Origin of the sequence: Bacteroides sp. AM16-13, assembly GCF_003602705.1 — a bacterium.
GTDB classification, from domain to species: Bacteria; Bacteroidota; Bacteroidia; order Bacteroidales; family Bacteroidaceae; genus Bacteroides; species Bacteroides xylanisolvens.
Genome location: NZ_QTLK01000010.1, coordinates 1 through 16,454 on the forward strand (window position 1 = coordinate 1; position 16,454 = coordinate 16,454).

A 16,454-nucleotide genomic window follows, 5' to 3' on the forward strand; every position below is an offset into this window, starting at 1 on the left:
CTAACTCGCAATGAATTAGTTGCCTTAAATTTTATTATTTTAGGAATATCCCTGTGTCAAAACTAATATTTGATAAATAATTCATCCTCATGTATTTCGTTCCATTATTTTATAAGACGTTCGCTAATTCTTATTAAAACTACTGTAATAATCCCGTATGATATACCAAGCTTTTTTACGGTATCCTTGATCGGATACTAAGCCTTTGCGATTCCATTCACCTCCTTGATTGGGGTGAAAGCGAAAAGGAGAGCGAAAATCAAATAAGATCCATGGAGATATTCCGCGTAGATTAGGAATATGGCTGAACATTTTTAAATTATCCAGATATAATTGCGTCTGATAATCTTCACTCCATGAACTTTTGATATCAACTTTGCCTTTTTTCCCATACAACGCTTCCCCTCCGAATTCTGATATAATGAGAGGTTGTCCAGATGCGATATTCCATTTTACCTGCTCAGGTTTGGCAGGCCAATTGTGATACCATCCCATATATTTATTGATTGCAACCACATCCAGTTCTTTTATGAATGGATCTTTCATCTCGAAGGCTTTTGTTTCTTGATTATACCTTGCCAGATCAAATGCGGCAGTAATGAGTCTGGTAGTATCCAATTCATGGCAACAATTAATTAAATATCTGAGGAATTGGTTACGAGGTTCGGAAGTGGCTGTTTCGTTGGCAACTCCCCAAAATATAAGAGCACATCGGTTCTTATCACGCATGATCATTTCCTTAATCATTGTACCGGCTTTATTTTTGGTTTGTTCATTACCAAAGTCTATTCCTTGCCAGATAGGAATTTCTTCCCATAAAAGAAACCCCATTTTTTCAGCGTTTCTTACGATGTATTCGTTTTGGGGATAATGAGCTAAACGAATCATGTTAGCTCCTAATGCTTTTGCTTCCGATAATAGCATGATTGCATCGCTTTCTGAAAAAGCGCGTCCTTTGCGTTGTGGTATTTCTTCATGGAAGCTTATACTTCGCATGAAGATGGGGGCGCCATTTAGATAAACATCTTCTTCTTTCACATAGATATTACGAAATCCAATCTTTTCTTCTATTTTATCGGAATCGGATGAAATAACGACTGTATATAGTTTGGGAGATTCGGGTGACCAACGTTGTAACTTTCGGGTTGTGAAAGAGAGTTGTGCGCTACCTGAAAGATCTGTTACTAATTCTTTTCTTACTTTCAGTTCCGGTATTTCAAGTATTATTTTCTGCCCCTCTTTTTTATCTGACAAAGAAATATGCGCATTGATTTTATCAGAATTGAATTTATCCAACTGGATAAAATAATCTTTAATATACTTTTGAGGAACTGTTACAAGCATGACATCTCTTGTAATTCCTCCATAATTCCACCAGTCGAAAGACATGGCGGGTATTGCATCTTTGGTTCGGGTGTTATTCACTGCTACAGCCAGAAAATTGTCATTCTCTTTAACTTTATCAGTTATATCTATTTGAAAAGGAGTGAACCCTCCTTCGTGCTGACCTATTTCATTCCCGTTTAGGTACACTTTACAACGATAACTGACTGCATTGAAGTATAATAACAATCTTTCGTTTTCCTTTTTCTTGATGTCCAGATGGCGGGCATACCAGACTGTTCCTTCATAAAATTTAAGTTCGGGAATCTGAGAGTTCCAGTCGGAAGGAACGTTCAAAATTAAACCTTCCTCAAATGAGTATTCATAAAAATCAGTTTTACCCATAGGCTTTTTATTCTTAAACATACCCATTCGGATGCCTTGGTCATAAGGGTCTATGATTGCATTCCATTTGCCGTTCAATAGTTGATAGTTGCGTCCATAGACATTTGTGATAAGCTCCTGAGACCAACTGTTTTGATTTACCAGGATGAGTGACAATAACGTTAGGATGATGTGCTTTTTAGTTCTCATAAATGTTATTTATTTCAGTTATTATGTTGTATATCAGAATGAAGTCAGGCTATTTGTTGGAAGATATTCGTGTCTCCAGTAATTCAAAGGAGGTAGCCCGTAGGTTGTCGGAACTATTACCTGCAAATAGTTTAAACTCGCCGGGTTCAGTAATGAATGCTTTTTCATGGTTGTAAAATGAAAGATCTTCCGTAAACAGAGTGAATTCGATTATTTTTTCTTCTTTAGGTGCTAATTCTACTTGTCGGATACCGCAAAGCTCTATGAAAGGACGTGTAATGGAACTTACGACATCTTGTAAATAGAGTTGTACGGTTTCTATTCCTTTGTGTTTTCCGTTATTTCTGACTTTTACTTTTACCTTAATAGGTTCGTTAAAAAAATATTTCTCTTTCTCAAGTACTGGGGTGTCTATTTCAAATTGTGTGTAGCTTAATCCGAAACCAAAGGGATAGGCAGGTAAAGCTGTTTCGTCACAGTAACCGCTGACATATAAATTATTAGGAATCCAAGGTCTTCCGGTTCGTTTCTGGTTATAATAAATAGGACATTGACCTACTTGTTTGGGAAAAGTAACCGGTAGTTTTCCTGAAGGATTATATTTTCCGGTGAGTACATCTGCAACCGAGTTCCCTGCTTCGGATCCCAACCACCAAGTCATTAGTATGCCATCGGCATAAGGTTCCATATCTGAAAAAATCAATGGTCGTCCTCCCATTATAAGTGCTACAACCGGTTTGTTGCTTTTTTCTTTTAATTGTTTCACTAGTAACTGTTGATTTTTGTGGATGTTGATATCAACTTTTGATCTTGCTTCTCCTGATTCCATTGCTCTTTCTCCTACCGCTACAATGATCATGTCGAAGCGGTCTAATGCCGGTAATGGTTTGAGTTCATTATTTTCCAAATCATATCCTTCGATATAACTTATTTGTGCGTGTGGGATAGCGTTACGTAAACCCTTATCGACTGTCACAACCTCTTTTTCGTCTCCTACTGCTTTCCAATTGCCTAACATATCTTTGGAGGCTTTGTTGAGAGGACCGACTAATGCAATGTTGGATATATGCGGCTGTATAGGAAGGACTTGATTGTTTTTGAGAAGGACGATTGACTTGCTTCCCATCAGGCGTGCTGATTTTCTATGTTCCTTGATTATCTTCTTATCGCTTAGTTCCTGATATCTGTTGTTATAGCAATAAGGATCGTCAAATAGCCCTAATTCGTATTTCAATGTCAGTATTCGTTTTACGGCATCGTTTATCAGGTTTACATCTACTTGGCCTTCGTTTACAAGGTCAACCAGATTTCTTTTATAAGACATGGAGTGCATATCCATGTCACATCCTGCTATGACGGCAATTCTGGCAGCATCTTTGTTGTCTTTGCCTATTCCGTGTCGGGCAATTTCTCCAATGGAACCCCAATCGCTTACGGTAAAACCTTTAAATCCCCATTTTTCTTTTAATAGCTCATTTTGAAGATATTTGTGGGCAGTAGCCGGAATACCGTTTATTTCATTGAATCCTGTCATTAACGTAGCTACACCAGCTTTTACAGCGCTATGAAAGGGAGGGAGATATACTTGATGGAGTGTAGCATCCGAAATATCGGCTTCCGCGTAGTCTTTTCCGGCGAGAGCAGCACCGTATGCAGCTAAATGTTTGGCACAGGCAAGAACTGTATTCTGTCGGGAATAGTCTGTTCCCTGAAAGCCTTCTATGCGTGCTTTGGCTACCTGGCTTCCGTACCATGTATCTTCGCCTGCTCCTTCCATACCTCTTCCCCAACGGGCATCTCTGGCTATATCTACCATTGGCGCAAAGGTCCAATGAATACCGTATGCTGACGTTTCGGAAGCGGCTATCCGGGCGGTCTTCTTTATCATTTTCAGGTCAAAACTGGCAGCTTCTCCTAATGGAATGGGGAAGATAGTCCTCATTCCATGCACAACATCCAAACCAAATATCAAAGGAATCTTGAGGCGTGATTGCATAGCCAAATCCTGATACTGTCTGGCGCGTTCTACTGTAATGATGTTGAACATCGAACCAACCATTCCCTTTTTTATTTCTTCTACATGATTTTGGTTTTTGATGGTAGGACCTGTCTGGAGTTTGTCATTGGAGTATTGGATCATCTGTCCGACTTTCTCTTCCAACGTCATTTGTTGAAGAAGAGAATCTACTTGTCGGCTATAATCTTTTTTTATAGGTTGTGCCGATAAGTCATTCTGCAATATGTTGCAGTTAATAAGTAAGAGGATATAAACAATATACTTTCTCATTTTATTTTTTGATTGAATAGTGATTATGATTTTCTGTAATGATGCTTACAAAAGTAGGGCTTATAAACATAGATAAGAAAGGCGTGCGTCTCAAAAACTTGCGGAATCGTCTCATACCCGAAATTTAGTCTTGCAGCATTTGTTGGCAAGGAATCAAATGTATAGTTTTGCTCTCAATCATTTAAAACTAAGTTATAAGAATGAATATGAAAAACATTACATTAATTTCTCTGTTTCTGCTTTTGGCTACTTTGGGATGGAGTCAGAAACACTATGAAGTATTTTCTCCTGACAAACAACTGAAGGTTTCTGTAAAAACGGGGAATGTCCTTTCTTATGCATTGTTGCATAAAGGTGATACTTTGATTTATCCTTCTTCTATTTCTATGACATTGGGAGACGGAGAGGTGTGGGGACCAAACTCAAAAGTACGGTCTGTGCGTAATAATACGGTGAATAAGACGATAGCTTCTCCTTTTTATAAACGTGCTGCCGTTACTGACCATTTCAATGAGATGACATTGGTTTTTAAGAATGGTTTTAACCTTATTTTCAGGATGTATAATGAAGGTATGGCCTATCGTTTTGTATCAAGCGGGAATAAGCCTTTTACGGTAGCGTCGGAAGAAGCGCGTTTTCATTTCCAGACGGACCGGAATGCTTACATACCGTATGTCCGTACTAGAAGCGAAGACCGTGAGAAGCAGTTCTTTAATTCATTTGAGAATATATATACTTATGAACCCATTAGCCGGATGAATCCTCATAAACTGTTATTTTCTCCTATAGTTGTTGAGACAGGTGATAATCGTAAATTATGTATTGCTGAGGCTGATTTGGAGCAATATCCTGGTATGTTTCTGGCTAAAACGAAAGATCGGAACGCATTGGAGGGAGTATATGCTCCTTATCCCAAGGAGAAAAGGCAAGGAGGATATAATTCCTTGCAGGAAGTGATACAAGTGCGCGAACCTTATATCGCTAGTTGCCAGGCTTATGCTGTATTTCCCTGGCGTATTGTTGTTGTTTCCGAGAATGATAAAGAATTGGCAGATAATGATATGGTCTATAAGCTTGCTGCTCCCTCGCGCGTGAAGGATATATCATGGATACGTCCGGGAAAAGTTGCCTGGGAATGGTGGAATGCCTGGAATTTGAAAGGAGTTGATTTTAAGACCGGAGTTAATAATGAAACTTATATGGCATATATTGATTTTGCTTCTCGTCATGGCGTTGAATATGTAATTCTGGATGAAGGATGGGCTGTGAATTTGAAGGCAGACCTTTTTCAGGTAGTACCGGAAGTTGATTTGAAGAAACTGATAGATTATGCCGCCTCCCGTAATGTCGGGTTAATTTTATGGGCGGGATATTATGCCTTTAATCGCGACTTGGAGAAAGTCTGCAAGCATTATTCCGAGTTAGGAATAAAAGGTTTTAAGGTTGATTTTATGGACAGGGATGACCAGCCGATGGTTGAATTTTACTATAAAGCGGCGAAGATTGCTGCAAAACATCGGTTATTGCTGGATTTTCATGGAGCTTATAAGCCGACAGGATTAAACCGGACTTATCCGAATGTACTTAATTTTGAGGGAGTGCATGGGCTTGAACAATTAAAGTTCACTAGTAATAATATAGATCAGGTGACCTATGATGTGACTATTCCGTTTATCCGTATGCTTGCCGGACCTATGGATTATACGCAAGGTGCCATGCGTAACGCAAATAAAAAGAATTTCCGCTATATTACTGAGGAGCCGATGAGTCAAGGAACCCGTTGTCGTCAGTTGGCGGAGTATGTAGTTTTTGAATCTCCTTTGAGTATGCTGTGTGACAGTCCTTCTATGTATGAGCGTGAAGCGGAATGTACGAGTTTTATAACTTCAATTCCCACTGTATGGGATCATACAATATCTTTGGATGGGGCTATCGGGAAATATGTGGCAATTGCCCGTCAGAAAGGAAAAGACTGGTATGTGGGAGCAATGACTAATTGGGATGAACGCACGTTGACACTTGACTTGTCGTTTATCGGTGAAGGTGCGTTTGCAGCGGAAGTCTATCGTGATGGAGCAAATGCTCACAGAGTGGCATCCGATTATGTAAAAGAGGTGATTGATATTCCTGCAGACAGGAAACTGAAGATATCTATGGCACCTGGTGGAGGTTATGCAATGAAAATCTATAAAAAACCGTAGTTATCAATGGAAAGACAGAATAAAATTCTTTTAAAGGTCCTCTTGTGGTCGTTTATATATGTCGGTATGCTGTTTTGCTTAGGCAATAATTCCATATATGCTATGGAGACTTGTAGGATTGAAACTGCAAGTTATATTCTTCAAGCATCCGGCTTTGACGAAATATTTGTTATGAATAAGCAATCGGAAAAGCTTGTCCGGTTGGGGAGTATGAGATTGGGATGGTCGCCGGCGATTGCTCCGGAAGCGTGTACTTATGAAATGGTGGAGGAGGATGGTTGTCAGGCTATTCGTGCCCGTTTTACGTTTCCCGAAAGAGATAGCAGAGGACGGAAAATTCCGGAAACGCTGGTGCTTACGGGTACTTATATAGCACGTCCTTCTGCGGTAGATGTCCATTATACTGTTAGTGGGATGCCCGAAGAATATGTAGAAAAGAAATGGGGCGGTTCCCAATTCCGTTTCGTTTTATTAGGGGAGCGGAGCCGGGAACTGCCTGTAGCGAAAACAGGTCTTTGGCAACGTCATTCTGAAGGTGGACTTCCCATTGAAGAGTTTGATGCAAAATTTGTTCCTTTTCGGAACGGCAATTATAAGATATGTTTGGCGTATAACAAAGGTAATTCTGCTAATCTTAATTGGAAAGACGAGGGATTCAGACATACAGTATTTACTGAGAAAAGTCTACAGGGAGAAAAGGTTCTGGATACTCGCTTTTCTGTTGTGATTGCTTCGGCAGACGAATCTTACGAGGTCATCAGCTCACGATGGCACGGGCGTCCGTTTGCACTGACTCTGACTACGGATAAAACCTACAACTGGTGGGAAGACGCCTTGGAGATTTTGGAAGTGAATGTTAACGTAACCAATACAGCTCAAGAAAAAAAGAACTTTAGGTTAAATTATTGGGTACGTGATTTTAAGGGCAATGTAGTTGTCAGACAGAGCGAAGCTTTGGTATTAGCTAGCGGAGAGTGTGTTGTTCGGCCTGTCCGGTTCAGGTCGGAGCAAGAACAGGATTTGTTTTTTGTAGAAGCCTCTCTGGTCGACAATGAGGGGCGTGAGCAAGTTTTTTCCAGAACTAATATTTGCGTATTACCTCCTCATAAGTTTTTTTCTTCTCCTGAGAAAAGCATTATGGGGCTTTCTGCCTATTGGGAGATTCCTGATTTGGATAATTTGAGCCGCTTGTTGCAGAGAATGGGAGTAAAATGGTTGCGGAATGGAGATACGGCAAATTTTCCTTCTATATGGGCGATGTTCCATAATAATGTTAATTGGAAAAAGGAATGGGACGAACAGATGCGTAAAAGAACGGTTCGTGCTTGTCTTGAAAAAATGGTTTGCAATGGCAATAGGATATGGGAGTTTGGCAATGAAATCAACATGGATAATGCAGGTATTGCCGTAAGCAAAGATGGCATCGGAGGCGCTGTGTTGCTTGAACCTTATGTGGCGTGGCTGAAAACAATTCGCCGGGTGCAGCAGGAAAAACCGGAATGGCAGGCAATTAAACTGATTTCATTTGGTATGGCAGGTTGGGATGAAATATTTATGAATAAGTTGGTAGAGGTTGGTGGTTGGGACTTGTTGGATGGCATTGCATTGCATCCGGGTAGAGGAAATTATACTCCTGATTATCCTGTAGTTACTCCGTGGAAAAAATATCAGAAACCGGTTAAAGGATATCCTTATTGGAATTATTACGCTTCCATTCGGTTGGCAAATGATTTTATAAAGAAGCATGGCGGAAATAAGGAACTGTATTTGACGGAGGTTTATGCGTTGGATTATCCCAATCATTCATGGAACGACACTCCTCGTGGTTCTGCCGAGAATGTAGTCTTGTCGTATATATTGGCAGCGGCGGAAGGAGTGAAGAATGCTCTTTATTACCAATTGTTTAATTCAGTTTGGTTCGACCAACTGGGAGTGAATGCCGGCAACCGGGAGTATTTCTTCGGTCTTATCAACAGAGATCTTAGCTTTAAGCCTTCACTGATGGCTTATTGCACGGTTGCCGAAGCACTGGACGGGGCAACATGCAAGGGATGGATTAAATTCCCAGATGAGAACAGCCATCATAGAGGATTGCTGTTCGACACTCCCAGCGGGGCGATGGCCGTCCTTTGGAATAGAGCGGAAGGGTTTATCCAGAAACACAATGCCCTGTCTCCAGAACCTTGGGTGGATACATGGCGTGTGCACACGGAGTTGGAACTCCCTGCTGCCGGAGAAAGTCTGAAGTTGGTGAACGTCATTGGACAGAAAATACGGTTGAGAGCTCCTGATCATAAGGCAACCATATCATTGACCGGGGCACCTGTCATCGTATATGGAATAGATACCGCAAGACTCAACCTTTACACTGTTGATTGATTCTTTCTTTGAGGTCTTTTGAAGTTTCTACTATAAAGAGGCATTTCGGAGGTTCATAGGTTTCACATTAGCCCGGATGATTGTGAATCGGTGTTTTATGGTGATTGGAAACGTAAAAGATGAGATAAATCGCTCTTCACCTCCTTCACATTGTACCGGTAAGCGTCTCCGCGTTGCCGTCTTGTTTTACCGCTCCCTGCAAACGATTTTTGGTTCTTCGTCAAATTTGGTGGTAAGTTTTTCTCCGCTCATTTAGCTAATTCAGTCAGTGCCTATATTTTCTTATGAAAGTGAGTAAAAAGGGATAATTATTAACTTGGAAATAAAGAGATAAAGAATTTACCACCAAATTTGACGAAGAACCCGATTTTTCATTTTCATTTCTCATATTCTCATTCATCAATCATAAGTGGCAGAAAACTAATAGAATAGACTATGAGAAATGATTTCTAAAACAGCATTTCTCATAGTTTTTCCGTCAAATACCCCCGATTTTACCCTGTTTCTCATACTTGTTGGATTCATTTCTCATAGTGTCTTTCCTGCCAACCTATAACAAGAATAAAGAAACAACTAGTCAACTATTATCAGAGAAGTACATATTCTCTTTGTCCCATATATTATGGGAAAGTATTCTCTGATATTATGGGAATTTGTTCCCACAAAATAAGAGAATCTTTTCCCATAATATTAGAGAATACTTTCCCACAATATGTGGGACAATCGGAACTTGCTTGTCTTCCACCAGAAAAAGGGAGAAGATAGTATTCGACTATGAGAAATACCTTGAAAATGCCACCTGAATACCCACCCGAACAAGTCCTGGAATACAGAAAGAAGCATATGCTCCCTATATTAACCGAATTAAAAGATGAACTGTTGCAAATACAGACGAAAAAGACAACTCTGCCCAAAAGTAATTTGAGCAAGGCGGTCAATTATACCCTGAATGAATATCCGGCATTGTGCAATTATGTGCTCAAACCGGACTACAAGCTGGATAATAACGAGATAGAAAGGTTAAACAAGTATATCAGTTTAAGTAGAAAGAACTCGCTATTCTGCGGAAGTCATCAAGGGGCAAAGAGAGCGGCGCTGATATATTCATTGGCGTGCTCATGCAGACTTAACGGGATAAACACATTCGACTACTTCAAAGACATACTTAACAGATTTATTGGGATTAAACCAAACACTGACAAAAAGGTGCTTAGGGAACTGTTACCGGACAAATGGAAAAAGTAACGGCAACGCGGAGACGCTTACAGCTTAACTGCGTTAAATCAGGATTTTCCGTATTGTTCTTTGTATTTTTTAGGAGATATCCCGTATATACTTTTGAAGAAATCGCTAAAATGGCTGTAACTGCCGAATCCGACTTGTATTGCGATTTCGGTGGCAGTCAGTTGTGAGTTGCGTAATAATTCGGAAGCACATTCCAAACGTATATTTCTTATCATTTCCGCTGGTGATAAGGTAGTGATTGCTTTGACTTTCCTATATAAATTGGCCCGGCTTATAGCTAGTTCTTTACAAAGTTGGTCAATGTTGAAATCTGGATTAGAGATGTTTTCTTTGACAATGGCAATGTATTTATCAACAAAAGCTTTATCTATAGATTCTACTTCTATGCCAGCACTCTTCAATGATAATTGCTTGCCGTAAATCTTTTTCATCTTCTCTTGCCGGTTCAGAATATTTTTGATACGTATTTTCAGCGTAGACACTTTGAAGGGTTTGACGATGTAATCGTCTGCTCCGGCCTGGAAGCCTTCTTCTATATACAGATTCATGGCTTTTGCCGTGAGTAGGATGATGGGGAGATGAGACAGGTTATGGTCTGTTTTTATTCGTTTGCATAATTCGATGCCGTCTATTTCGGGCATCATGACATCGCTCACCACTAATGAGATATTCTGTTGTTGTAACATGCCCAATGCTTCCTTTCCGTTGGTGGCAGTGAGTATATTGAAAGATTTTCCAAGTTCTTTTTTCAGATAGTTCAGTATCTCAGGATTGTCGTCTACCAGCAAGATAGTTTTTTCGAGCAGATTTACCTTTAGCGGGAATTGTCCGATGTCTTCCTTTCTCACGTCTTCTTCCTCAATGATAGTGGGCGAGATGGTGTATTGGGGATTGAATACCCAGGGAAGTTCTATATGGATGCAAGTCCCGTGCGGAGGATTGTTTTGAATTTGTATGGTTCCTTTGTGATGTTCTATAATTGTCCGGGTGATACTCAGTCCTACTCCACTGCCGCTGATATTCCCATGCAAGTCTTTACGTGATAGGGCAAAGGGACGGAAAATCTTCTCAACGTCTTCGGGCGAGATACCGATACCGGTATCTTTTATCTCAATCAGGATACTTTTGGATTCGACAGTTTTTTCTGTGGTGACGGACAGGTGTACCTCTCCGCCTTCAGGAGTAAATTTGAAAGCATTGGAAAGCAAATTGAAAAGTACCTTCTCCATGGCTTCTCTGTCAAAAGTAGCCATGATGGGAGTATTTGGCAAGTTTAACAAAAATTTCAGATGACGTTGTCCGGCAATTCCTTGAAAAGTATAATAAACTTCTTTGGTGAAATCGTTGAAATCAAAATTAGAAAGGTTTAGCTTATTCGTTCCGGATTCTATTTTCCGCAAATCCATCAAGTCGTTGACCAATGCCAGCAACCGTTGTGCATTTCTGCGGATAAGTTTCAATGCTTCTTGCACGCCTGCTATGTGTATAATTTTATCCTGTATTTCGTCCAAAGGATTTAATATTAAAGATAAAGGAGTACGAAATTCGTGTGCCACTTGGGTGAAAAACAATTGCAGCTCATGATTCAGTTCTTCCGCTTTTTGTTGTTCAATCTGTTTCAGATGCAATTCATGCTCTAGTCTTTGTTTTCTCTGCCGGTATATTACGTATCTGTGTATCAACAAGTATATAATGACTGCGTACATAAGAAATGCCCACCAGCGTATCCAGAAAGGAGGGAGAACGATGATTTCTATCTCTTTTTCTCCGCAGAACATATTGTCGTTGTTGAAGGCTTTGATATGAAACCGGTAATGTCCCGGGCGCAAGTTACTGTAATATACCGTTTTCCGGTTGTTGGCATCAATCCACTCTTCATCTACACCATCCATTTTGTAAAAAAAGGTATTGTTGTCCGGATAGATGAAATTGGAACAGGTATAACTGATAGCGATATTAGTCTGATTGTAATTAAGGCTCAGTGTCCGAGTCTCATTAAAATTCTGTTTCAATACGGATTCGGGTGCCAAAGGGTGTTGAACACGGTTGTTTACCAATAAATCAGTGAAGATGATTGGAGAACGTGATGTATTTAGTGGAAAATTTTCGGTATCCAGCATTGCAATTCCCCGGTTGCCCGAAAACCACAGTTGCCGATTGATATCCATCCAGCAAGAATAGGCACTGAAGTCCTTCAGGTTAAGTCCGTTATGGCTGTCAAATGAACGGATGAGGCGCGTATTGGTATCATACAAAAGAATGCTTTTGTTGGTCATCAGCCATAGCTGGTTTTCTTTTCCTTCTGCTACGTGATACAAATCTTCCAGATAATTGTTTCCCGAATGGAATAAATGCTCCTTTATTTGAAAGTCCGTATCCAATAGGAACAACCCTTGATTTTCTGTTGTCACCCATATCTGGTTGTCTTTCGTTTTGCAGAAAGAAGTTATGCTGATGTTGGTATCTTCCGGAAGTTTAAAGAAACGATTATCAAGATGTTGCCATTGGTTGGTTGACGTATGGTATATATAGATACCTTTCGTTTTGGAACCGAACAGTATGATTTCGTTTGGAAGTTCTTCTATGACACATACGTCTTCTATGGGAATAAGACTGCTAGTTGACTGTTTGACATATTTTCCGTCGGCATTTTTTGCTAACTGTATAATTTCTTGTTTGGTGCCAATCCAGATATGTTGTTTGGAGTCTTTAAAAATAGCAAGGATATTACTGTCACCTAGACGTGTGTAGAATGAGAACTTTTTCTTTTTTATGGAGAAAATAAAAATCTCTCCCTTTTGATTGCCGCACCAGATAGAATCTCCGTCAATAAACAGAGATTTGAGGATATTGGCATAATAGGTTGATTTCTCTTTGCCGTGTACTAGATAATTTTCCTGATAACCGGTTTGCTGGTTGTAAGAGAACAATCCTCCGCCTTCTGTAGCTACCCATATATTGTTTTCTTGGTCCTTGCGTATCATCCCCATGCGTCCTAAAAACAGATTGGGATGGATCGTTTTGAAACGTTGATTGTAAGGATGACAAAAATTCACGCCTCCTGCATTAGTACCTACCCACAAAATGTTCTGCTTGTCTTTGTAGAGACTATAAATCGAGAAATGGTTTAAAGTGCCCTCTTCTTCTGTTTGCGGAGAAAGAACGTGAGAAGGATTCAAGGTTTCTTTATCCAATCTGAAAAGACCGTTAAAAGTTGCGATAAGCATATAATCTTTATCCATTTCAATCATGTCGCGTACGTCAGGATTGATAAATGATGTATTCGATAAGCTATATTTGGTGATACTCTTTGTTTGAGGGGTATACCGTTCGATACTTTGGTTTTTTATGCCATACCAAAGTCTGTTTTCAGAGTCCATGTGCAAAGGAAAAACCAATCCTTTGTTTGCCGGACCTTTTTGTTTTAGTGCAGACTGGATTCGTGATGTGATATTCCAGTTGCTGTCGCATCTTAGCACCTCATATTGTCGGGTACCAATGTAATATCCTCCTTGTTTATCTTTTATTAGAGAGAATAGGGAGTAGTTTTCAGGGGCAGTGAACAGTCGTTTGTAAGACCGTGACGGTTTTATGTATTGCCATACTTCCTGATCGCAGAGGATGAGCAGTTGTTGATTATAGTCAGTGCAGATATCGATAACTGATTTTCCGATAGAGTCGTGCGCCCATCCATGTCGGACATTTCGGGTAATGTAATTGATTTCGTCCGTTCCTTTTTCGTGTTGTACCCAGATATTATTGTCGCGGTCTTGAAGAATCTTTTTAATGCCATTTCCTCTAATACTGTTGGCGGTGGATGAATCTCTTTTTTTATAGAGCCTGAAATTATGACCGTCATAGCAGTTCAGTCCTTTTTGTGTTCCTAGCCACAAAATTCCGTCCTTACTTTGGAAAATAGCTGATACATGATTGTTGGAAAGCCCGTCTTCCATAGTCAGATGTTGAAAGAAGAAAGGCTTGTCATGTGTTGTTGCTGTCATAGAATGAAAGCAGGAAAACAAAATTATAATGAATGTAAACCACAAACGATACATGCTGCAAATATATTATTTTTTTCTTTTGTTTCTTTTCTATGAGACAGAAAAGAATGTTTTTGAGATATATAATTCTGTATCTGTGAAGAAGCGTTTCTACTTTTACGGCAGAATTTAAAAATACAAATGTGATGAAAGTACAGCTATTGTTTGAAAAACACTTGAATAGGGGAAGAAAGAAGAAGTCTTTTTTTCTGTTGGGGTTGTTATTTCTTTTAGGAAAGACGGTGGTGGCTCAAGACACTTTTTATGGTTATTTAAAGAAGAATACATTGATTATGGGGAATAATCGGATTGAACGTACTTTTCTTTGGAATAATGGAAATCTGATAACTCATACACTGACTGATAAAACAAATCGGTATTCCTGGAGGAATACTTCACGTACTCCTGATTTTCAATTAAATAAAGAACTTGTGGAGGCGGAGAAAGCTTCTGTAGATATAGTACGGGTGGCGCAAACAACTATTCACCCGGCATATTTGCAGATAGAAGTAAAGTTTGCTTTACGGCAGTTGCAAGTTAAACGTGTTTATAAAGTATATAATGATTGTCCGGCTATCGCCTGCAACACCTATTTAAAAGGGAATGTGTCCATTCTGGGGAAAAGTGAGGAGTTGAATAATGCCGATCGAAAGAATATTGAGTTCCTTGAAGATATGCAAATTGACCAAACTGCATCTACGCTTGATAAATTGAATTTCAAAGGGCAACACTGGAATGTCGATTGTATTGAATTCTTTGATGCGACAGACTGGAATAATAATTTAGTGGTGGAGAGAAACTTCCTGTCTTATCGTAAAAATCATTATCGGGGAAATCTATTACAAGTTCGTGAAAATATCAGTAAGAACGGTTTCTTTTTTCTAAAAGAGGCTCCTTGCTCAAATGTACAGCTAGCCTATCAAGGATATGATTTTATGGCTGAGTTTGGGAGCTTTACTGTTACGGGCCTAGGGGTTTCAGAGAAAGATATTACTCCGGACAAATGGACTCCTGCTTATGGATGCGTTATCGGGGTTTATGGTCCGGAAGCGGTTGACAAGTTGGTGGCGTTACGTACTTATCAGAAACAAATACGCCGGCTGCTTCCTCAACGGGATGAAATGATAATGATGAATACATGGGGAGACCGCAGTCAAGATTCGAAAGTAAACGAGGCATTTTGCTTGCGGGAATTAGAGCGGGCGGCTCAACTGGGAATTACTCATTTTCAGATTGACGATGGCTGGCAAACCGGGAAGAGTCCTAATTCGGCAGTAGCGAAAGGCTCTTTTAAGGATATATGGAGTAATCCGGATTATTGGACACCGGATAAAAGCAAGTATTCTCGCGGATTGTCTCCTATCATAAAAAGAGGCAAAGAACTGGGCATTGACATAGCATTGTGGTTTAATCCCAGCATACAAGATAATTTTGCAGATTGGAAAAAGGATGCGGAAGCTATTATCAGATTATATAAAGAATATGGCATCTGTATATTTAAGATTGACGGACTGTCTATCCCGACTAAAGAAGCGGAAATGAATTTGCATAGGTTGTTTGACTACGTTTTGGCTGAAACCGACAATCAAGTGGTTTTTAATTTGGATGCGACGGCCGGTCGCCGTGGGGGATACCATACATTTAATCGGTATGGAAATATATTCTTGGAAAATCGGTATACAGATTGGCAGAATTATTATCCTTATTGGACTTTACGTAACTTGTGGCAGCTTTCCAAATATGTACCTGCTGAAAAGCTACAAATTGAATTTTTAAATAAATGGCGTAATGAGGAGAAGTATGCCAATGATCCTTTCGGACCGGCTAATTATTCATTTGAATATCTTTTTGCCATTACTATGGCAGGGCAGCCATTGGCTTGGATGGAGGGAACTAATCTGCCGCAAGAGGCTTTGCTGTTGCGTGAACAGGTAGAAAAATATCGTGGTTTTCAACATGATTTTCATCAGGGAATCATTTTGCCGGTAGGTGATATGCCCGACGGCAGGTCATGGACAGGCTTCCAATCTATACGGGAGCACCAAGGATACTTTATTTTTTTTCGAGAGTATCATCCTTTGCAATCTTATCATGTAAAAACTTGGTTGGCTCCGGGAACGGAAATAGAATGTGTACCTCTGTTGGGACACGGTAAAGCGATAAAGACAATAGTGGATGAAAAAGGAACAATTGAGGTTTTTTTACCTTCAATGAATGATTATGTGGTGTATAAATACGTGATAGTTCAATCGCAAAGCCAGGTTGAGATAAAATAGAAAGTGTTTGAGACTTTAGAATGAGTGCATAACCTCATGAAATACTATGTTTGCGTGGTCAATCAGAAGAAATGATGAATAATGAAGAGGTGCATGAATTAATATAATA

General features: G+C 39.7%; 7 protein-coding genes. 4 read left to right on the forward strand and 3 right to left on the reverse strand.

Annotated elements, in window-relative coordinates:
* Window positions 1–123: 123 nt before the first annotated feature.
* Together DW173_RS10045 and DW173_RS10050 are read right to left on the reverse strand one after the other, a co-directional pair.
* On the reverse strand, window positions 124–1,917 hold the full coding sequence (locus tag DW173_RS10045) for a glycoside hydrolase family 2 protein (RefSeq protein ID WP_118407063.1): 1,794 nt from the start codon (window positions 1,915–1,917) through the stop codon (window positions 124–126).
* A gap of 49 nt (window positions 1,918–1,966) precedes the next feature.
* A complete protein-coding gene (locus DW173_RS10050; RefSeq protein WP_120144387.1) occupies window positions 1,967–4,204 on the reverse strand; it encodes a glycoside hydrolase family 3 N-terminal domain-containing protein in 2,238 nt (745 codons plus the stop codon).
* Window positions 4,205–4,410: 206 nt separating this feature from the next.
* On the opposite strand from DW173_RS10050, the gene DW173_RS10055 reads away from it, so the two are divergent.
* The 3 genes from DW173_RS10055 to DW173_RS10065 all read left to right on the forward strand — a co-directional run bounded on the left by DW173_RS10055 (window position 4,411) and on the right by DW173_RS10065 (window position 10,029).
* Window positions 4,411–6,405 (forward strand): glycoside hydrolase family 97 protein, encoded by a 1,995-nt coding sequence (locus tag DW173_RS10055; RefSeq protein ID WP_118407131.1) that lies wholly within the window; start codon window positions 4,411–4,413, stop codon window positions 6,403–6,405.
* A gap of 171 nt (window positions 6,406–6,576) precedes the next feature.
* The gene (locus DW173_RS10060; RefSeq protein ID WP_233562136.1) at window positions 6,577–8,784 is read left to right on the forward strand and encodes a T9SS C-terminal target domain-containing protein; all 2,208 of its coding nucleotides are present in this window, start codon (window positions 6,577–6,579) and stop codon (window positions 8,782–8,784) included.
* Window positions 8,785–9,558: 774 nt separating this feature from the next.
* Window positions 9,559–10,029 carry an IS66 family transposase gene (locus DW173_RS10065; protein WP_233562139.1) on the forward strand — a complete coding sequence of 157 codons (471 nt, stop codon included), beginning with the start codon at window positions 9,559–9,561 and terminating at the stop codon, window positions 10,027–10,029.
* 38 nt (window positions 10,030–10,067) lie between these two features.
* Here DW173_RS10065 and DW173_RS10070 read toward each other — a convergent pair whose 3' ends face one another.
* Complete coding sequence (locus DW173_RS10070) at window positions 10,068–14,030, reverse strand: hybrid sensor histidine kinase/response regulator transcription factor (RefSeq protein WP_233562141.1); 3,963 nt, start codon at window positions 14,028–14,030, stop codon at window positions 10,068–10,070.
* Window positions 14,031–14,215: 185 nt separating this feature from the next.
* Here DW173_RS10070 and DW173_RS10075 point away from each other — a divergent pair, with 185 nt between their 5' ends.
* Window positions 14,216–16,345 (forward strand): alpha-galactosidase, encoded by a 2,130-nt coding sequence (locus tag DW173_RS10075; protein WP_120144388.1) that lies wholly within the window; start codon window positions 14,216–14,218, stop codon window positions 16,343–16,345.
* The last annotated feature ends 109 nt before the right edge of the window (window positions 16,346–16,454 follow it).

What these genes read in the sequence shown, in the direction of transcription:
- DW173_RS10050 (WP_120144387.1), bottom strand. Translation starts at nt 4,204, where the DNA reads ATGAGAAAGTATATTGTTTATATCCTCTTACTTATTAACTGCAACATA.
- DW173_RS10060 (WP_233562136.1), top strand. Translation starts at nt 6,577, where the DNA reads ATGAATAAGCAATCGGAAAAGCTTGTCCGGTTGGGGAGTATGAGATTG.
- DW173_RS10075 (WP_120144388.1), top strand. Translation starts at nt 14,216, where the DNA reads ATGAAAGTACAGCTATTGTTTGAAAAACACTTGAATAGGGGAAGAAAG.
- DW173_RS10070 (WP_233562141.1), bottom strand. Translation starts at nt 14,030, where the DNA reads ATGACAGCAACAACACATGACAAGCCTTTCTTCTTTCAACATCTGACT.
- DW173_RS10065 (WP_233562139.1), top strand. Translation starts at nt 9,559, where the DNA reads ATGAGAAATACCTTGAAAATGCCACCTGAATACCCACCCGAACAAGTC.
- DW173_RS10045 (WP_118407063.1), bottom strand. Translation starts at nt 1,917, where the DNA reads ATGAGAACTAAAAAGCACATCATCCTAACGTTATTGTCACTCATCCTG.
- DW173_RS10055 (WP_118407131.1), top strand. Translation starts at nt 4,411, where the DNA reads ATGAAAAACATTACATTAATTTCTCTGTTTCTGCTTTTGGCTACTTTG.